Source organism: Aeromicrobium endophyticum (assembly GCF_003586285.1).
GTDB lineage: Bacteria > Actinomycetota > Actinomycetes > Propionibacteriales > Nocardioidaceae > Aeromicrobium > Aeromicrobium endophyticum.
The window spans coordinates 411,661-428,400 of the sequence record NZ_QUBR01000001.1 but is presented as its reverse complement, the minus strand read 5'-3'; the positions used below and the strand labels follow the sequence as shown (position 1 = coordinate 428,400).

Annotated in this window: 13 protein-coding genes; 7 read left to right on the top strand and 6 right to left on the bottom strand. The window is 71.7% G+C overall.

Features of this window, described 5'->3' with window-relative positions:
- Positions 1-155: 155 nt before the first annotated feature.
- The 4 genes from DX116_RS02185 to DX116_RS02170 are packed head-to-tail and all read left to right on the top strand — an operon-like array spanning position 156 to position 4,331.
- Positions 156-611: an SRPBCC family protein gene (locus DX116_RS02185; protein ID WP_119702575.1), complete on the top strand. Its 456-nt coding sequence runs from the start codon at positions 156-158 to the stop codon at positions 609-611.
- On the top strand, positions 608-1,789 hold the full coding sequence (locus tag DX116_RS02180; protein ID WP_119702574.1) for a zinc-dependent alcohol dehydrogenase: 1,182 nt from the start codon (positions 608-610) through the stop codon (positions 1,787-1,789). The genes DX116_RS02185 and DX116_RS02180 overlap by 4 nt, the downstream gene beginning before the upstream one ends.
- Positions 1,786-2,736 (top strand): SDR family NAD(P)-dependent oxidoreductase, encoded by a 951-nt coding sequence (locus tag DX116_RS02175; protein ID WP_158591877.1) that lies wholly within the window; start codon positions 1,786-1,788, stop codon positions 2,734-2,736. The genes DX116_RS02180 and DX116_RS02175 overlap by 4 nt, the downstream gene beginning before the upstream one ends.
- Entirely contained in the window at positions 2,733-4,331 is a 1,599-nt protein-coding gene (locus DX116_RS02170) for a phytoene desaturase family protein (protein ID WP_199715894.1), read from the top strand. Before DX116_RS02175 ends, DX116_RS02170 begins: the two co-directional genes overlap by 4 nt.
- Positions 4,332-4,394: 63 nt before the next feature.
- On the opposite strand, the gene DX116_RS19830 is transcribed toward DX116_RS02170, so the two are convergent.
- The gene (locus DX116_RS19830; RefSeq protein WP_158591876.1) at positions 4,395-4,538 is read right to left on the bottom strand and encodes a hypothetical protein; all 144 of its coding nucleotides are present in this window, start codon (positions 4,536-4,538) and stop codon (positions 4,395-4,397) included.
- Positions 4,539-4,667: 129 nt separating this feature from the next.
- Here DX116_RS19830 and DX116_RS02165 point away from each other — a divergent pair, with 129 nt between their 5' ends.
- On the top strand, positions 4,668-5,723 hold the full coding sequence (locus DX116_RS02165; RefSeq protein ID WP_119702572.1) for an acyltransferase family protein: 1,056 nt from the start codon (positions 4,668-4,670) through the stop codon (positions 5,721-5,723).
- A 175-nt stretch (positions 5,724-5,898) separates the two neighbouring features.
- On the opposite strand, the gene DX116_RS02160 is transcribed toward DX116_RS02165, so the two are convergent.
- On the bottom strand, positions 5,899-6,954 hold the full coding sequence (locus DX116_RS02160) for a YihY/virulence factor BrkB family protein (protein ID WP_119702571.1): 1,056 nt from the start codon (positions 6,952-6,954) through the stop codon (positions 5,899-5,901).
- Between the two features lie 336 nt (positions 6,955-7,290).
- Here DX116_RS02160 and DX116_RS02155 point away from each other — a divergent pair, with 336 nt between their 5' ends.
- On the top strand, positions 7,291-11,058 hold the full coding sequence (locus DX116_RS02155) for a SpoIIE family protein phosphatase (RefSeq protein WP_119702570.1): 3,768 nt from the start codon (positions 7,291-7,293) through the stop codon (positions 11,056-11,058).
- Positions 11,055-11,363: an STAS domain-containing protein gene (locus tag DX116_RS02150; RefSeq protein WP_147393554.1), complete on the top strand. Its 309-nt coding sequence runs from the start codon at positions 11,055-11,057 to the stop codon at positions 11,361-11,363. The genes DX116_RS02155 and DX116_RS02150 overlap by 4 nt, the downstream gene beginning before the upstream one ends.
- Before the next feature lie 108 nt (positions 11,364-11,471).
- On the opposite strand, the gene DX116_RS02145 is transcribed toward DX116_RS02150, so the two are convergent.
- From DX116_RS02145 to DX116_RS02130, 4 genes are all read right to left on the bottom strand, one after another.
- Entirely contained in the window at positions 11,472-13,763 is a 2,292-nt protein-coding gene (locus DX116_RS02145; protein WP_119702568.1) for a catalase, read from the bottom strand.
- 85 nt (positions 13,764-13,848) lie between these two features.
- Entirely contained in the window at positions 13,849-14,847 is a 999-nt protein-coding gene (locus DX116_RS02140; RefSeq protein WP_147393553.1) for an ATP-dependent DNA ligase, read from the bottom strand.
- A gap of 48 nt (positions 14,848-14,895) precedes the next feature.
- Positions 14,896-15,777: an SDR family oxidoreductase gene (locus DX116_RS02135; protein WP_119702566.1), complete on the bottom strand. Its 882-nt coding sequence runs from the start codon at positions 15,775-15,777 to the stop codon at positions 14,896-14,898.
- Positions 15,778-15,820: 43 nt separating this feature from the next.
- On the bottom strand, positions 15,821-16,585 hold the full coding sequence (locus DX116_RS02130; RefSeq protein WP_119702565.1) for a sigma-70 family RNA polymerase sigma factor: 765 nt from the start codon (positions 16,583-16,585) through the stop codon (positions 15,821-15,823).
- Positions 16,586-16,740 lie beyond the last annotated feature (155 nt).

Genomic DNA, 16,740 nt, shown 5'->3' with positions numbered 1-16,740 from the left:
GGTTGAGTCGATGTGACTCAACCTCGAGACTTTTATAGGTACCGACTGCGGGGCGGTTCAAGGCCCGAGGCCAAGAAATTCCTGAGAGTTCGACATGTGCGGGGACGCACCCCGGCGATCGGGTTCGGACCGCGGGCTTCGGGTACGCACGGCTCATGAGTGTCAACAAGCGCACGATCAACACGACCCCCCAGCGGGTGTGGGACGTCCTGACCGACGGCTGGACCTATCCGCTGTGGGTGGTCGGCGCGTCGCGGGTGCGCGAGGTCGACGACTCGTTCCCCGCGGTCGACTCCCGCGTCCACCACTCGGTCGGCGTGTGGCCCGCGCTGATCGACGACACCACGAGCGTGACCGAGCTGGACCCGCAGCGGCTCATCCGGCTGCGTGCACGCGGATGGCCGCTGGGTGAGGCCGACGTGCAGATCGAGCTCACCGCCGTCGGCGCCGGCACCGAGGTCACGATCCGCGAGCAGGCCGTCGCCGGACCGGGCGTGCTGGTGCCGGAGCCGTTCAAGGGCCTGACGCTGAAGTGGCGCAACACCGAGACGCTGCGCCGGCTGGCCTACATCGCCGAGAACCGCCCGACCACCCCGAGGAGCATCGTATGAAGGCACTGACCTGGCAAGGCACCGAGAAGGTCTCGGTCGAGGACGTCCCCGACCCCCGCATCGAGCAGCCCACCGACGCCATCATCAAGGTCACGTCGACCGCGATCTGCGGCTCCGACCTGCACCTCTACAAGGTGCTCGGCCCGTACCTGCACCCCGGCGACGTGCTGGGCCACGAGACCATGGGCGTCGTCGAGGAGGTCGGCGCGGAGGCGGGCGACCTGAAGGTCGGTGACCGCGTGGTGGTGCCGTTCAACATCTCGTGCGGCCACTGCTGGATGTGCTCGCGCGGGCTGTTCGCGCAGTGCGAGACCACGCAGAACACCGAGCACGGCAAGGGAGCGTCGCTGTTCGGCTACACCGACATGTACGGCGCGGTGCCCGGCGGGCAGGCTGAGTACCTGCGGGTGCCGCAGGCGCAGTTCGGGCCGGTCAAGGTGCCCGAGGGCGTCGCGGACGAGCGGTTCCTCTACGTCTCGGACGTCATCCCGACCGCGTGGCAGGCCTTCGCCTACGCCGACGTCACCGAGGGCCAGACGCTCGCGGTCTTTGGGCTGGGGCCCATCGGCCAGATGACGGCTCGCATCGCCAAGCAGGCCGGTGTGCGCGTCATCGGCGTCGACCGGGTCGCCGAGCGACTCGAGCTGGCGCGCGCGTGGGGCTTCGAGGTCGTCGACATCGACCAGGTCGACGACGTGCCGGCCGCGCTCCTCGACCTGACGGCCGGACGCGGTGCCGACGGCACCGTCGACGCCGTCGGCATGGAGTCGCACGGCAACCCGATCGCCGAGAAGGCCATCTCGGCCGCGGGGCTCCTGCCGGACGCCGTCGCGAAGCCCGTCATCGATCGGTTCGCGATCGACCGCCTGGACGCCCTGACCACCGCCATCAAGTCGGTGCGGCGCGGGGGCACGGTGTCGGTCAGCGGCGTCTACGGGGGAGAGGTCGACCCCCTCCCGCTGATGGAGATGTTCGACCGCGGCATCACGATGCGTCTCGGCCAGTGCCACGTCAAGCGCTGGACCGACGACATCGTCAAGGTGCTCGAGCAGGACGCCGACGTGCTCGGCACCGAGTCGCTCGCGACGCACCGGCTGCCGCTCAGCGAGGCGCCGGGGGCCTACGAGATGTTCCAGAAGAAGCAGGACGGCTGCATCAAGGTCGTGCTGAAGCCGTGACGGGTGCCGCACGCGTCATCGTCGTCACCGGGGCCTCGAGCGGTATCGGCCGGGCGACGGCGGTCCAGGCCGCCGAGCGCGGTGACCACGTCGTGCTCGTCGCTCGCGGCCGGGCAGCCCTCGAGCTCGTCGCGCAGGAGTGCCGCGATCGGGGGGCCGCCTCGGCGATGGTCGTGCCGACCGACGTGGGTGACGACGCCGCCGTGGCCGCCTGCTTCGCGCAGGTACTCGCCGAGCACCCCGTGATCGACGCCGTCGTGAACTCGGCCGGGGTGGTGGCCTACGGTCGCTCCGAGGAGATCCCCGCGGAGGTGTTCGACGGGGTCCTGCGCACCAACCTGATCGGCTCGGTCAACGTGGCGCGTCACGTGATGCCGGTGCTGCGACGCCAGCAGGCGGGCACCCTGGTGCTGATCGGCTCGTTGATCGGGCACATCGCGGTGCCGTCGATGAGCCCGTACGTGCTCAGCAAGTGGGGAGTCCGGGCGCTGGCGCGCCAGCTGAAGGTCGAGAACCGCGACCTGCCCGACGTGCACGTGGCCTACGTGTCCCCGGGCGGCGTCGACACGCCGATCTACGAGCAGGCGGCGACCTACGACGGCTACCTCGGGCGTCCGCCCCCGCCCGTGGCCGGTCCCGACAAGGTGGCCCGTATCGCGCTGCGCCGCCTCGACCACCCCCGCGCCCGCACGCAGGTCAACCTCTCGAACGACCTGATCCGGTTCGGCTTCAGCGCGCTCCCGGGCGTCTTCGACCGGCTGGTGGGTCCGCTGTTCCGCCTCGCCGCGATGGAGGGCACGACGCGCGTCGATGCGACGGAGGGCAACGTCCTGACCTCCGTCGAGGCCGGCAACCAGCCGCGTGGCAGCCAGGGCAACCCCCTCGTCGGCATCGCGCGCAACGCGTCCGCCCTGGTCAGGGGAGCGACGAAGAGGTCGGCCGCGTGAGGGCGCCGGGTCACGACGCGGTCGTGATCGGCGCCGGACCCAACGGCCTGGTCGCCGCGAACCACCTCGCCGACGCCGGTTGGTCGGTGCTGGTGCTGGAGGCCCAGGACGAGGTGGGCGGGGCGGTCAAGAGCGCACGCGACGTCCACCCCGACTTCGTCCACGACACGTTCAGCGCCTTCTACCCGCTGGCCGAGGAGTCGCCCACGATCAGGTCGTTCGGGCTGGAAGAGCACGGCCTCACCTGGGTCCATGCTCCTGCCGTGCTCGGGCACCCCCTGCGCGACGGCGGGTGGGGGATGCTGCACCGCGATCGCGAGGTCACGGCCGGCCTGTTCGACCAGGCGCACGTCGGCGACGGCGAGGCCTGGCTCGAGCTGTGCGCCCAGTGGGACCGCATCGGCGACCAGATGGTCAAGGCGCTCCTGTCGCCCTTCCCGCCGGTCAAGAACGGCGTGGGGGCGCTCGCGCGGCTGCGCAGCGTCGGCGGGCTCGACTTCGTCAAGACCATGCTCACCCCGGCGAACGAGGTCGGCCTGTCGCGCTTCGGCGGCGTCGGGCCCCGCCTGGTGATCGCCGGCAACGCGGGTCACGCCGACATCCCGCTCAACGCCCCTGGCTCGGGACTCATGGGCATCTTGATGTCGATGCTGGGGCAGACGGTCGGATTTCCCGTGCCGCAGGGCGGAGCGGGCGAGCTCGCCCACGCGCTGCGACGTCGCTTCGAGTCGCTGGGCGGCGAGATCAGGTATGCCGCCGAGGCCGTGCGCATCGAGGTCACGGACCGCCGGGCCACGGCCGTGCTGACCGCCGACGGCGAGCGCTTCGCGGCCGGACGTGCCGTCGTCGCCGACATCGTCGCGCCGCACCTGTACGGGCGGCTGCTGTCGCCGGACGACCTGCCGGCCCGCACGCGGTCGGCGATGCGGTCGTTCGACCTCGACCCCTCGACGGTGAAGGTCGACTGGGCGCTCGACGGTCCCGTGCCGTGGGCGTCGGCACCTCCGTTCGCGCCGGGGACGTTCCACGTGGCCGACTCGGTCGAGCAGATGACCCAGGCGCACGGCCAGGTGTCGGCCCGCATGGTCCCCGAGGCGCCGTTCATGCTGGCCGGCCAGATGACGACGTCCGACCCGACACGCTCGCCCGCCGGCACGGAGTCGCTGTGGGCCTACACCCACGTCCCGCAGCACTCGGTCGGCGACGCCGGCGACGGATCGGTGCGGGGCGAGTGGGACCGCGACGACTGCGAGCGCTTCGCCGACCGCATGCAGGCGCGCATCGAGGCGCTGGCACCGGGCTTCGGCTCACGCGTGCTGACCCGGCGCGTGCTGGGTCCCCGCGAGCTCGAGGCGCGCGACGCCAACCTGATCGGCGGGGCGATCAACGGCGGCACGTCGCAGCTGCACCAGGAGCTGGTCTTCCGGCCCGTACCGGGGATGGGACGGGCCGAGACGCCCGTGCGCGGGCTCTACCTGGGCTCGGCCTCCGCCCATCCGGGCGGCGGTGTGCACGGTGCACCGGGGATGAACGCGGCTCGAGCCGCCCTCGCCCACAGCCGGGTGCGCCGACTGACCGGCGGCCTCCTGCGCTGACGCGTCCTCGCCCCTCGAGCGTGTCGAAAGAGCCTTTCGACGAGCTCAAGGGGCGAGCCCGGGTCAGGCGTCGGCGTCGGTCGACCCTCCGGGCGGGACGGGTGCCTCGGGTCCGGTCGCCGGTGCGCCCTCCTGCACGGGGTCGACCGGCTCGTTCTGGCCCTCGTCGGCGGCCGGGTTGACGGACTCGTCGGGCGTCTCGCTCATCGTGCGCTCCTTCGATCGGTGGTGCGTGCTCGCTGGTGGTACCCGCTCGCGCCGGGACGAACCCCGGGCGCGAGTCCTGCGCCGTCATGGGGTGAGGTCCGACGACTCTGCACCGGCGACAGGAGACCCATGACCACACCGGCACCCGGCACGATCGAGGCGCGCCTCGACCTGCGCAGCAACTCGCTCAACGCGATCCGGCTCGTGCTCGCGACCGCGGTCATCGTGTCGCACGCGTGGCCCATCGGCGGCTTCGGCGACGACCCGGCCATCGGCGACGTCAACCTGGGCCATCTCGCGGTCGGGGGCTTCTTCGCGATCAGCGGCTACCTGATCGCGCAGAGCCGGCTCGTCAACCGTCCCGGCATGTACGCGGCCAAGCGGGCGATGCGCATCCTGCCGGCCTTCTGGGTGTGCCTGGCCGTGACGGCCTTCGGCCTGTCCGCGGTCGCCGCCACCCGGACCGGCGGCTGGACGTGGGCCGACGGCCGGCACTACGTGCTCAGCTGGGCCGACCTGTGGAACGGCGACTGGGGCATCGGCTCGACGCTCGACCGCGCTCCGTTCGCGACGGCCTGGAACGGCTCGTTGTGGACCCTGCCGAGCGAGGTGGCCTGCTACACGATCCTCGGGGTGGGCCTGGCCATCGCACCCGTGCGACGCTCGCCGTGGTGGTCGCTCGCGGCCTTCGTGGGCGCGACCGTGGCGGCCATGAACGTCCCGCACGGCACGCCCGGCCCGATCCAGGACCTCGCCTTCCTCGCGCCCGCCTTCGCGGCCGGCACGATGCTGCTGTTCTGGTCGTCCCGGGTGCGCGTCGACGGGCGGTTGGCCCTGCTCGCCGCCATCGCCTTCGTGGCGCTCGCCGTGGCCGGGCACGGCCAGCCGCTCGGCGCGCTTCCGCTGGCCTACCTGTGCCTGTACGCCGGCATCACCCTGCCGGCGGCCGTCCGGCGCATCGGCTCGGTCAACGACATCAGCTACGGCATGTACCTCTACGGGTTCCCCGTCGCGCAGCTGTTGGCCGTGTTCGACGTGCAGCGCGCCGGCGTGCTCGTGTTCGTGCTGGCCTGCGTCGCGGCCACGGTGCCCCTCGCCGCCGCCAGCTGGTGGTTGGTCGAGCGGCCGGCGATGTCGCTGCTGCGCCGGCGCACCCGGCAGCAGGTCGTCGTCCCGGCTGCCTAGTCGCCCAGCGCGGTCGGGTCGAGACGCGCGGCGGTCCACCGACCGCCGATCTGCTGGAACAGCGTCCACCCGTCCGAGGCACCGTAGACCTGGGCTCAGGCGTCCGCCGTCTCGAAGGAGTCGAACGACTCCTCGGCGATGACGGCTCCGTCGGTGTCGCGCAGCTGGTAGCGGCTCATAGATCGTCCTTCGTGTCGTCGCCGGCGTCGCGGCGGATGGCGCGGGCATCGGCGACGTCCTTGCGGTGCTTGTCGGCAGCCTTCTCGATGGTGCGGGTGTCGCGGGGCGGGAGCTGGATCGTCTCCTCGGCGGCGATCCCCGCCTGCAGCTGGCGACCGCGCTCGAGCTCGGCGTCGAGCTCGGCACCGAACAGCAGGGCCACGTTGGTCAGCCAGAGCCACAGCAGGAACACGATGACCCCGGCCAGGGAGCCGTACGTCTTGTCGTAGCTCGAGAACATTGCGACGTAGAGGCCGAAGGCCGCCGACGCCAGCATCCACACGACGATCGCGAAGACCGCGCCCACGCTGATCCAGCGGAACTTCGGCTGCTTGACGTTGGGGGTCGCGTAGTAGAGCAGCGCGACGATGACGATGACGACGCCCAGCAGCACGGGCCACTTCGCGATGTCCCACACGAGGATCGCGGTCGAGCCGAGGCCGATCTGGTCGCCGACCGCCTCGGCGACCGGGCCCGTCAGCACCAACCCGGCAACGGCGACGGTGACCAGGACGAGGCTCGCGAGGGTCACGAACAGCTGGACGGGGCGCAGCTTCCAGACCGGCCGACCCTCGCCGATCTCGTACACGCGGTTCATGGCTCGTCCGAAGGCCCCGACGTAGCCGGACGCCGACCAGAGGGCGCCTGCCAGGCCGAGCACGAGCGCGAGTCCTGCACCCTGCGACGTGGTGAGACGCTCGATCGTCGGCCGCAGGCTGTCGACTGCGGAGTCGGGACCGAGCTGGTCGACGATCTTCAGCAGGGCGTCCACGGTGGACGGTCCCTGCCCGAACACCCCCAGCAGCGACACGAGGGCGACGAGCGCCGGGAACAGGGCGAGCACGGCGTAGTAGGTAAGGGCGGCCGCGAGGTCGGTGCACTGGTCATTCGAGAACTCCCGCACGGTCTTGCGGACGACGTACGCCCACGACCGCTGGTGCAGGTCGGCGGGGGAGTCGGGCTTGCGGTCGTCGTCGGGATCGGCGTCGACGCGCGCGGCGGTGTCAGGCATGCGCGACGCCTACCCGCGGCGGCGCCGGCGAAACCGTCGGCGGCGGCCACTCGAGGACCAGGGCGACTCCCATGTTTGGGCCGGCGGCAGGCGGGTAAGGAGGGGTCGGTCGCGAAGATCGTCCCACCGGTCCGACGCACCACCCGCACACGAGGACGGCGGGCCTCCGGCTCACGCAGACGGACGCGCCCGCCCTCCTCATGTCGCCGTAGCCGCGCCGCTCTCCGGGCATGCCGTGCGCACGGGCCGCGAGGTCGGCATAATCATGGCCAGGCGTGAAGCAGTCGCGCCGGCCGGCAGGCCAGGGCATCGAGGCGATCGGACGGCGACACCAGCATGCGCAGCACCTGGACCTCCAGCGAGGTGGGCCGCGACCTCGAGGCCGTCGACTGGGCCTCGACCCCCCTGGGTGATCCCGACGGATGGCCCGTCAGCCTCAAGGCCGCCGTGCGCATCCTGTTGACCTCCAAGTTCGCGATGTGGATGGCGTGGGGTCCCGAGCTGACCTTCTTCTGCAACGACGCGTATCGCCGCGACACGCTGGGCGACAAGTACCCCTGGGCGCTCGGGCAGCCGGCGTCGGACGTCTGGTCCGAGATCTGGGACGACGTCGAGCCACGGGTGCGGACCGTGATCGAGACCGGCGAGGCCACGTGGGACGAGTCGTTGATGCTGTTCCTCGAGCGGCGCGGGTTCCTCGAGGAGAGCTATCACACGTTCTCGTACAGTCCGCTGGCCGACGACGAGGGCCGCGTCGAGGGCATGCTGTGCGTCGTCAGCGAGGTCACCGAGCAGACGGTCTCGACCCGTCGCATGACGACGCTGCGCGATCTCGGCGCCCGCACCACCGGCCGCCACACCGAGGACGAGTCCATCGCGGCCGCCTGCGAGCAGATCGAGGCCGATCCGCTGTCGCTGCCGTTCGGCATCGTCTACCTCGTCGACCGTGCGCAGCGACGCGTCGTCCGGGCGTGCGGCGCCGGTGTCGACGACGACCACCCGTTCGCCCCCGCCTCGATCGACCTCGACGAGGCCTCGCCCGTCTGGCCGGTCGCCGAGCCGCTGGCCGGTCGCCAGGTGCTCGTCGACCTCTCGACCGTTCCGCACGAGCCACCCGTCGGGCCCTGGGGCCAGCGCCCGGTGCACGCGTTGCTGGTGCCGTTCGTCGATCCGGCGACGACCGAGCCGTACGGCTTCCTGGTGGCGGGCCTCAGCCCCTTCCGTCCGGTCGACGAGGCCTACACGGGCTTCGTCGACCTGTTCGCGGGCCAGCTGTCGGCGGCCATCAACGCGGCCCGCACCTTCGACGGCGAGAAGCGGCGCGCCGAGACGCTGGCGCGGCTCGACCAGGCCAAGACCGACTTCTTCACCAACGTCAGCCACGAGTTCCGCACGCCGCTGACCCTGCTGCTCGGGCCGACGTCCGACGCCCTCAACGATCCGAGCCTCGCGGCGGACGACGTGCAGCGGCGCCGCTTCGACGTCGTCCACCGCAACGGCCAGCGGTTGCTCGAGCTGGTCAACAGCCTGCTCGACTTCTCGCGTCTCGAGGCCGGTGGCATCACGTCGCAGTTCGAGGTCGTCGACCTGGCGCGCGTGACCGAGCCGCTCGTCATGATGTTCGAGTCGGCCGCCGAGCAGGCCGGGTTGTCGCTCGAGTTCGAGGCCGAGCCCCTGTCGGGCGTATGCTACATCGACGTCGAGCACTGGGCCAAGATCGTCCTCAACCTGATGTCGAACGCCTTCAAGTTCACGTTCGTCGGCGGCATCGCGGTGACGCTGCGCGACGAGGACGGGCAGGCGGTGCTCACGGTGCGCGACACCGGATCGGGCATCGCGGCCGACGACCTGCCGCACCTGTTCGAGCGCTTCCACCGCGGACGCAACCAGGCGTCGCGCACCCACGAGGGGTCGGGCATCGGGCTGGCTTTGGTCGCCGAGCTGTCGCGTCTGCACGGCGGCGAGGCCAGTGCCACCAGCACCGAGGGGATCGGCACCGAGATGACGGTGCGCATCCCGTTCGGCCGGGCGCACCTGCCGTCCGCCGAGGTCACCGACAGCGCGCAGCCGCGCACCGCCGGCGCCACGGCGCCCACCGCGCTCGTGTCCGAGGCGCGGCGCTGGCTCGCACCGGAGACCGACACCGCCGCCGACCAGGCCGGTCGGCCGCCCGGCGACGTCGCGCGAGTCCTGGTCGTCGACGACAACCTCGACATGCGCACGTACGTGGCCGACCTGCTGCGCGACCGCTACGAGGTCGCCACGGCGTCCGACGGCATCGACGCCCTCGAGCAGATGCACCAGGGGCAGGTGCCCGACCTGGTCGTCACCGACGTCATGATGCCGCGGCTCGACGGCTTCGGTCTGCTCGAGCGCATGCAGGCCGACCCGCGCACCACGAGCGTCCCGGTCGTGATGGTCAGCGCCCGCGCCGGTGAGGAAGGCACGGTCGAGGGGCTCGAGGCGGGCGCGGCCGACTACCTGGTCAAGCCGTTCGCGGCGCGCGAGCTGCTGGCCCGGGTCGCGGTCAACCTCGAGCTCGACCGGGTGCGTCGCATCCGCGCCACGCTCGAGCGCAGCGAGGCACTGCTCGACCAGGCGCAGCGACTGGCCAAGGTGGGCAGCTGGGAGGTCGACCTCGAGCGCCAGACCGTGACGGGGTCCGACGAGATGTTGCGGCTGATGGGCCTGTCCCGCACGGAGTTCGAGGCGATGGGCTACCCCGACGTCATCGACAGCGTCGTCCACCCCGACGACGCCGACCGGGTCGGTCACGCCCTGGCGTCGTTGCGGGTCGGTGGACTGGCCTCCTTCGACCAGCGCATCGTCCGCCCCGACGGCACGGAGAAGCTCGTGACGGTGCGGGCCGCCCTGCTCGGCGACGACTCGGGCGCTCCGCGCACGTTGCAGGGATCGATGCAGGACATCACCGAGCAGCGTGCCGCCGAGCAGGCGCTCGCCGAGGTGCGCGCCCGCGATGAGGCGGCCCAGCGCGAGCACTCGATCGCCGAGGCGCTGCAGCGCAGCCTCCTGCCGGCCGAGACCTTCGAGATCGACCACCTCGACGTCGCGACCTACTACCGGGCCGGCGTCGAGGGCACGTACGTGGGTGGCGACTGGTACGACATCATCGACCTCGGCGGCCACCGCACGGCCCTGGTGATGGGCGACGTGATGGGACGCGGCGTGCGGGCCGCTTCGGTCATGGGCCAGCTGCGCTCGGCCGTGCGCGCCTTCGCGACGCTCGACCTGCCGCCGCACGAGGTCATGCAGCACCTCGACGAGCTGGTGCAGGACCTCGCCGGCGACCAGATCGTCACCTGCGTCTACGCCGTGCACGACCCGATCGCCGAGACCGTCCGCTACGCCAACGCAGGCCACCTGCCGCCGCTCGTCGCAGCGCGCGACGGGCAGGTGCGACGGCTCACCGCGGGCGGCCCCCCGCTGGGCGCGGGCTACGGCGACGTGCCGACCGAGGAGGTCTCGCTGCCGGCCGGTGCGACGATCGTGTTCTACACCGACGGCCTGGTCGAGCACCGCGGTCGCGACATCGACGAGGGCATCCTCGCGCTCGAGCGGCACATCGACTGGCGCGGCACCTCGTCGCTGGTCGGCGTGCCCGAGTCGGTCGTCGACGCGCTGCTGCCGCTGGGGCCAGACGACGACGTCGCGATCCTGATCGCCCGGGCGGTCGTCGACGACGACGAGGTCTCGATGTCGATGCACCGCGACACGGGCCGGGCCACGGTCGCCGAGGCGCGCCACTTCGTCCAGGCCAGCCTCAAGCGGTGGGACGTGCCCGACACCGTCACGCGCGACCTGGCTCTGGTCACCAGCGAGCTGGTCACCAACGCGATGGTGCACGGCGGGGCGCCGGTCGACCTGAGGCTGCAGCGCAGCGGCACCCGCGTGCTGCTGGAGGTGCGCGACGACGCGGCCAGCAGCCTGCCGCGCCCCCAGGACCCCGATGACGACGACGAGCACGGACGGGGCCTGCGCATCGTCGAGACCCTGTCGGACGAGTGGGGCATGCACGAGACCGACCGGGGCAAGTGCGTGTGGAGCGCGCGGACGTGGTCGTCCGCCGAGAGGACGAGATCATGACCGAGCTGACGTTCACGCACGACGAGGCGGCGGGCCGGACGGTGCTGGCGGTGGCCGGCGAGATCGACACGCAGACCGCCGACGAGCTGCGGGGGACGGTCGACGAGCTCGACGTCTCGCACCGCACCCTCGTGCTCGACCTGCACGGGGTCGAGTTCGTCGACTCCAGCGGCCTCGGCGCGCTGCTCGGCATCAAGAAGCAGCAGGACCGAGGCGGTGGAGCGCTGCAGCTGACCCGGCTCTCGGACGCGGTCGCGCGCATCATCGAGATCACCAAGATGGACCGCGTCTTCGAGATCGTGTAGCCAGCAGCACCGAGCCCAGATCTGCGGAGTCGCGCACCTCTTCTCGTCCGAGTTCGGTGCGCAACCCCGCAGATCTGGGCTGGGGTCGGGCTGGGTCCGGGCCGGGGGTCAGGCCGGGAAGCGTTCCCAGACGCGGTGGCTGCCCAGCAACGTCACGAGGTGGGCGATGACGTCGCCCGCGTCGTCGCCGACGTAGACGCCCTCCGGCGCGGCCGGCAGACCGCTGGTCTCCAGCGCTGAGACGGTGTCGCCCCATCCGCCGATCGCCTTGGCGTGGCGGTAGGCCTCCGACAGCAGCAGCGCCGCACGCGGGTCGAGCACGCCGTCGCTGGGTGCGCCGGCCTTCGCGTCGGCCGACGGGTCGGCGTCGGGGGCCGCGATCGGCGCCCCGGCCAGGACGACCGCGTCGAGCTCGATCGACCGGACGGTCACCCAGGTGCGCTGCACCGCGACGGGGTCGCCGTGGCCGTCCTCGAGCACGCCGCCGTGCGAGGCGATGACGAGCGGGACCATCTTGGCGGCGAAGACCGCGTCGCGGACCTCGCGGACGCCGCTCAGGTCGTCCACGCCGTCGGGGACGACGATGCCGATCATCCGGCCGTCGATCGGCCACGTGTCGCCGATCTGCGACAGCGCCGGGCTGGGCACCTCGTCGCCGAGGGGGATCGTCGGCTCGGGAGCCGGCAGGCCCAGGGCGTCGGCGACCTTCTGGCACAGGTCGGCGTCGATGTTGGCCAGCGCCACCAGCTGACGCTCCTTGATCGCCTGCTCGTAGCACTTGCCCAGCTCGAAGGCGTACGACTGCTTGACGTGGGCCTGCTCGACGGGCGACAGGCTCAGGTAGAACAGCCGCGCCTGGCTGAAGTGGTCGTCGTACGACGCGGGCGCCTCGCGCACCTTGCTCGAGGCCTCGACAGGCTGCGGCACGTCGATGAACGCGCTGACGTCCTCGCCGGCCAGGAACGGGCACCCGCCATCGAGGCTGTTCGGCTTGTACGGGGCGATGCCGGTGTGCACGGCGTCCTGGTGCAGGCCGTCGCGCAGCATGTCGTTGACCGGGGCGTGCGGCCGGTTGATCGGGATCTGGTTGAAGTTCGGCCCGCCCAGGCGCGACAGCTGCGTGTCGAGGTACGAGAACAGGCGACCCTGGAACAGCGGGTCGTCGGTCGCGTCGATGCCCGGCACGAAGTGACCCGCGTGGAACGCCACCTGCTCGGTCTCGGCGAAGTAGTTGCCCGGGTTGGCGTTCAGCGTCATGGTGCCGATCACCTGCACGGGCGCGAGCTCCTCGGGCACGAGCTTGGTCGAGTCGAGCAGGTCGATGCCCTCGAACATCTGGTCGGCGGTGTCGGGGAAGACCTGCACGCCGAGGTCCCACTCGGGGTGGGCGCCCGACTCGATCGCGTCGGCGAGGTCGCGACGGTGGAAGTCGGGATCGACGCCCGCGGCGATCTGCGCCTCCTCCCACGTCAGCGAGTGCACCCCGAGACGCGGCTTCCAGTGGAACTTGACCAGCGTCGTCTCGCCGCCGGCGTTGACCAGGCGGAACGTGTGGACGCCGAAGCCCTCCATCATGCGGTACGAGCGCGGGATGCCGCGGTCCGACATGTTCCAGATCGCGTGGTGCTGTCCCTCGGTGTGCAGCGACACGAAGTCCCAGAACGTGTCGTGGGCGCTCTGCGCCTGCGGGATCTCGGTGTCGGGGTGCGGCTTGCCGGCGTGGATGACGTCGGGGAACTTGATCGCGTCCTGGATGAAGAACACCGGGATGTTGTTGCCGACGAGGTCGAAGTTGCCCTCGGTGGTGTAGAACTTCACGGCGAATCCGCGGGTGTCGCGCACCGTGTCGGCCGAGCCGCGCGAGCCCAGCACCGTCGAGAACCGCGTGAACACGGGAGTGGTCGCTCCGTCGGCGAGGAAGGCGGCGCGGGTCAGCGTGGTGGCGGCCCCGTTGGACCGGAACACCCCGTGCGCCGCGGCCCCGCGGGCGTGGACGACGCGCTCGGGGATGCGCTCGTGGTCGAAGTGCATGATCTTCTCGCGCAGGTGGTGGTCCTGCAGCAGCACGGGCCCGCGGGGGCCGGCCTTCAGCGAGTGGTCGGTCTCGCGCAGCGGCACGCCCGTCGCCGTCGTCAGGTAGGCGCCCTGCTGCGCCGCGGCGAGCTCGTCGTCCGCGGACGGTGCACCGGTCGGCGAGTGGGGGACCGGCCCGTGCTGGGCGGGCTTGGGCGGCAGCGGGTCGTGCGGCTCGGTGGGCTCGGCGACCGTGGGCGTGCCGCTGCCGGGCGTCCCCGGGATGAGGGGGGCGGCCCCGCTGACGGCCGACGAGATCTCGTCCACCACCTCGGCTGCTGCGTCCTTGGCCTTGCCGATGATCCCGGTGGGCTCCTGCTGGGTCATGGTGCTCCTCTCGACGTCCGCCGTGTGCAGACGTCGGTGCATACCCGGCGGAGCTGCCGGCAAACGGAGGCGGGCGGGCCGAGGTTCAGGCGACCGGGCCCCCCACCTCGTCCGGTCCGAGGTCGGGACGCACGCGGGTCAGCTCGAGCTCGGGCCAGCCAGAGGACAGCACCTCGACCTGCCCGGCGGTCTCGACGACCAAGGTCGGCTGCACAGGATGCACCTCGAGTCCGGCGGCCGCGGCCGCCAACCGCTGGTCGAGCGTCTGGTCAGTCTCCGGGCGCGGCACGACCAGCTCGGCGACGTCGCGCTGGTGCTTGGCGACGAGCGGGAGGGTCCAGCCGACGAGGTCGTACCCCGTCGCGGCCGGCACGCCGAGGACGAGCCGCTCGGGCTGCTCGAGCGGACCGACGATCGAGCACACGACGGCCTCGGACGTGTCCTGGAACCGCAGCTTGAGCCAACCGCGCTCGCCCGACGCGTAGACGGTGTCGAGGCCCTTGACGACGAGCCCCTCGATGCCGACGTCGTGGCGGCTGTACTCGACCATCCAGTCGGCGGCCTGCGCGCGGTCCGTCGTCTGCGGCACCACCTGGAAGGGCATCATGTGGTCGACCAGCACCACCTCGAGCATCCGCCGCCGGTGCGAGAGCGGATGCCCGCGCAGGTCGTCGTCGTCCCACATCAGCAGGTCGAAGGCGATGAACGAGGCGGGGCTGAGGCCCAGCACGCGAGGAGGGCCCGTGATGCGCTTCTGCACCTGGATGAACTCGTACGCGTCCTCGCCCCACACGACCATCTCGCCGTCGACCACCACGCCGTCGGGCAGCTCGATCTCGGCGGCCGCGACGATGTCGGGGAACGCTGCGGTGATGTCCTGGCCGTGACGCGACTGGATGCGGCACCGCCCGCCGGTCATGTAGAGCATGGCCCGGTAGCCGTCGAACTTCGGCTCGTAGACGCAGCCGCCGGGCAGGTCGGACTCGTCCGGGAGCGCCGGGACGGGTCGTGCGAGCATCGGCACCTGGCCGAACTCCAGCAACGGCACGACGTCCTCCTCAGCGGCGGTCTGCTCCACCGGCACGCACGATCGTCACACATGGTCGATGCGGTCGGACGACCGCACCGGGGGTCAGAAGACAGGCTTGCCGCCCGTCACCCCCAGGACCGTGCCTGACACGTAGCTCGCCTCGGCCCGCGACGCGAGGAACACGAAGGCCGGCGCGACCTCGGCAGGCTGACCGGCGCGGCCGAGGGGGGTCTCCTGGCCGAAGACCTCGAGCTTCTCGGTCGACTGGGTGGCCGGCTGCAGGGGCGTCCAGATGGGACCCGGCGCCACAGCGTTGACGCGTATGCCGCGCGGGCCGAGCTGGGCGGCCAGGTTGACCGTCAGGTTGTTGATGCCGGCCTTCGTGGCGGCGTAGTCGAGCAGCGCCGTCGACGGGCTGAACGCCTGGATCGACGAGACGTTGATGATCGACGCTCCCTCGCCGAGGTGGGGGACGGCTGCACGGCACATCCACAGCAGCGCCTCGAGGTTGGTGGTGAGGGTGCGGGAGATGTTCTCGTCCGTCAGGTCCTCGACCGCCTCCTCGCGGGCCATCTGGTAGCCGGCGTTGTTGACCAGCACGTCGAGACCGCCGAGGGCCTCGACCGTCTCGGCGACGACCTGGTCGCAGGCCGCGCTCGTGCGCAGGTCGGCCTCGATGGCCCGGCAGGTCACTCCGGCGGCCTCGACGAGCTCGGTCGTCCGGTCGGCGTCCGGCTTCTCCTCGGGCAGGTAGGTGAAGGCGACGTCGGCGCCCTCGCGGGCATAGGCCAGCGCCACGGCGCGTCCGATGCCGGAGTCGCCCCCGGTGATCAGCGTGCGCAGACCCTGCAGGCGCCCGTGACCCTCGTAGCTGTCCTCGCCGTGGTCGGGCAGCGGGTCCATGTCGGACGTGAGTCCGGGAGGCTGCTGCTGCTGGGGCGGGAAGCCGTTGCGGAGCTCTGGGCGATCGGTGTCGATGGTCATGGCGTCATCGTGCCCACCTGCCGCGTCGCCAAACGCCCGTGCGTCAGGCGGCGCCGACGATCGCCGAGCCCTCCCGGATCTTGGCCAGGACCGAGGCGAGCCGCCGTGAGACCTGCATCTGGCTGACGCCGATCCGCTCGGCGATCCCCTGCTGGGTCAGGTCGTCGTAGTAGCGCAGGCGCAGCAGGTGCTTCTCGTCCGCGGTGAGCTGCGCGCACCCGGCCGCAGCCGTCATGAGGTCGTCGGCGGCCGTGAAGTCGTCGCCGTCGCCCACGACCGTCTCGACCAGCGGACGTCCGCTGGCACCGGAAGGGGCGTCGAGCGACTGGGGCGAGAAGTGGCCGGAGGCCGCCAACGCCTCGGTGACGACCTCGCGGGGGACGCCGAGGTGTGCGGCGATGACGGCGCCGGTCGGCTCCTCGCCGCGCTCGAGCAGCTCCTCGCGGGCCTGGCGGACCCGGGGCTGCATCTCCTGCACCGACCGGGTGGGCCTGATCATCCAGCAGTGGTCGCGGAAGTGCTTCTTGATCTCGCCGAGGATCGTGGCCACCGCGAAGCCGTGGAACGTCCCCCGGGAGGGCTCGAACCTGCGGACGGCGTTGACCAGCGCGAGGTTGGCCACGGCCACCAGGTCGTCGAGCTCGGCGCCGCGGTCGCGATAGCGACTGGCCAGCCGTTCGGCCAGCGGCAGGCACTGGCGCACGAGCTGGTCCTCGAGCACGTCGCGCTCGTGGCTCGAGGTGGTCCGGTCGATCGCCGCGAGAAGCTCGGCGACTCGTCGGTCGGAGACGTCATGTGAATGGTCCATGAAGGAACCTTCGGGAAGTCGCACGTACGCGGCTGGTTCCTCAACCGTCTGATTGATCTCAGCCTGACACGCCGTCGCCGAAAGCGCACCTGCTGGGACGAAGCGGTTGGCAGGGCGACATCGGGGTACCGCTCATGAGAGTGCTGAAGGTCGCT

What these genes read in the sequence shown, in the direction of transcription:
- DX116_RS02185 (WP_119702575.1), top strand. Translation starts at nt 156, where the DNA reads ATGAGTGTCAACAAGCGCACGATCAACACGACCCCCCAGCGGGTGTGG.
- DX116_RS02180 (WP_119702574.1), top strand. Translation starts at nt 608, where the DNA reads ATGAAGGCACTGACCTGGCAAGGCACCGAGAAGGTCTCGGTCGAGGAC.
- DX116_RS19830 (WP_158591876.1), bottom strand. Translation starts at nt 4,538, where the DNA reads ATGAGCGAGACGCCCGACGAGTCCGTCAACCCGGCCGCCGACGAGGGC.
- DX116_RS02165 (WP_119702572.1), top strand. Translation starts at nt 4,668, where the DNA reads ATGACCACACCGGCACCCGGCACGATCGAGGCGCGCCTCGACCTGCGC.
- DX116_RS02160 (WP_119702571.1), bottom strand. Translation starts at nt 6,954, where the DNA reads ATGCCTGACACCGCCGCGCGCGTCGACGCCGATCCCGACGACGACCGC.
- DX116_RS02155 (WP_119702570.1), top strand. Translation starts at nt 7,291, where the DNA reads ATGCGCAGCACCTGGACCTCCAGCGAGGTGGGCCGCGACCTCGAGGCC.
- DX116_RS02150 (WP_147393554.1), top strand. Translation starts at nt 11,055, where the DNA reads ATGACCGAGCTGACGTTCACGCACGACGAGGCGGCGGGCCGGACGGTG.
- DX116_RS02145 (WP_119702568.1), bottom strand. Translation starts at nt 13,763, where the DNA reads ATGACCCAGCAGGAGCCCACCGGGATCATCGGCAAGGCCAAGGACGCA.
- DX116_RS02135 (WP_119702566.1), bottom strand. Translation starts at nt 15,777, where the DNA reads ATGACCATCGACACCGATCGCCCAGAGCTCCGCAACGGCTTCCCGCCC.
- DX116_RS02130 (WP_119702565.1), bottom strand. Translation starts at nt 16,585, where the DNA reads ATGGACCATTCACATGACGTCTCCGACCGACGAGTCGCCGAGCTTCTC.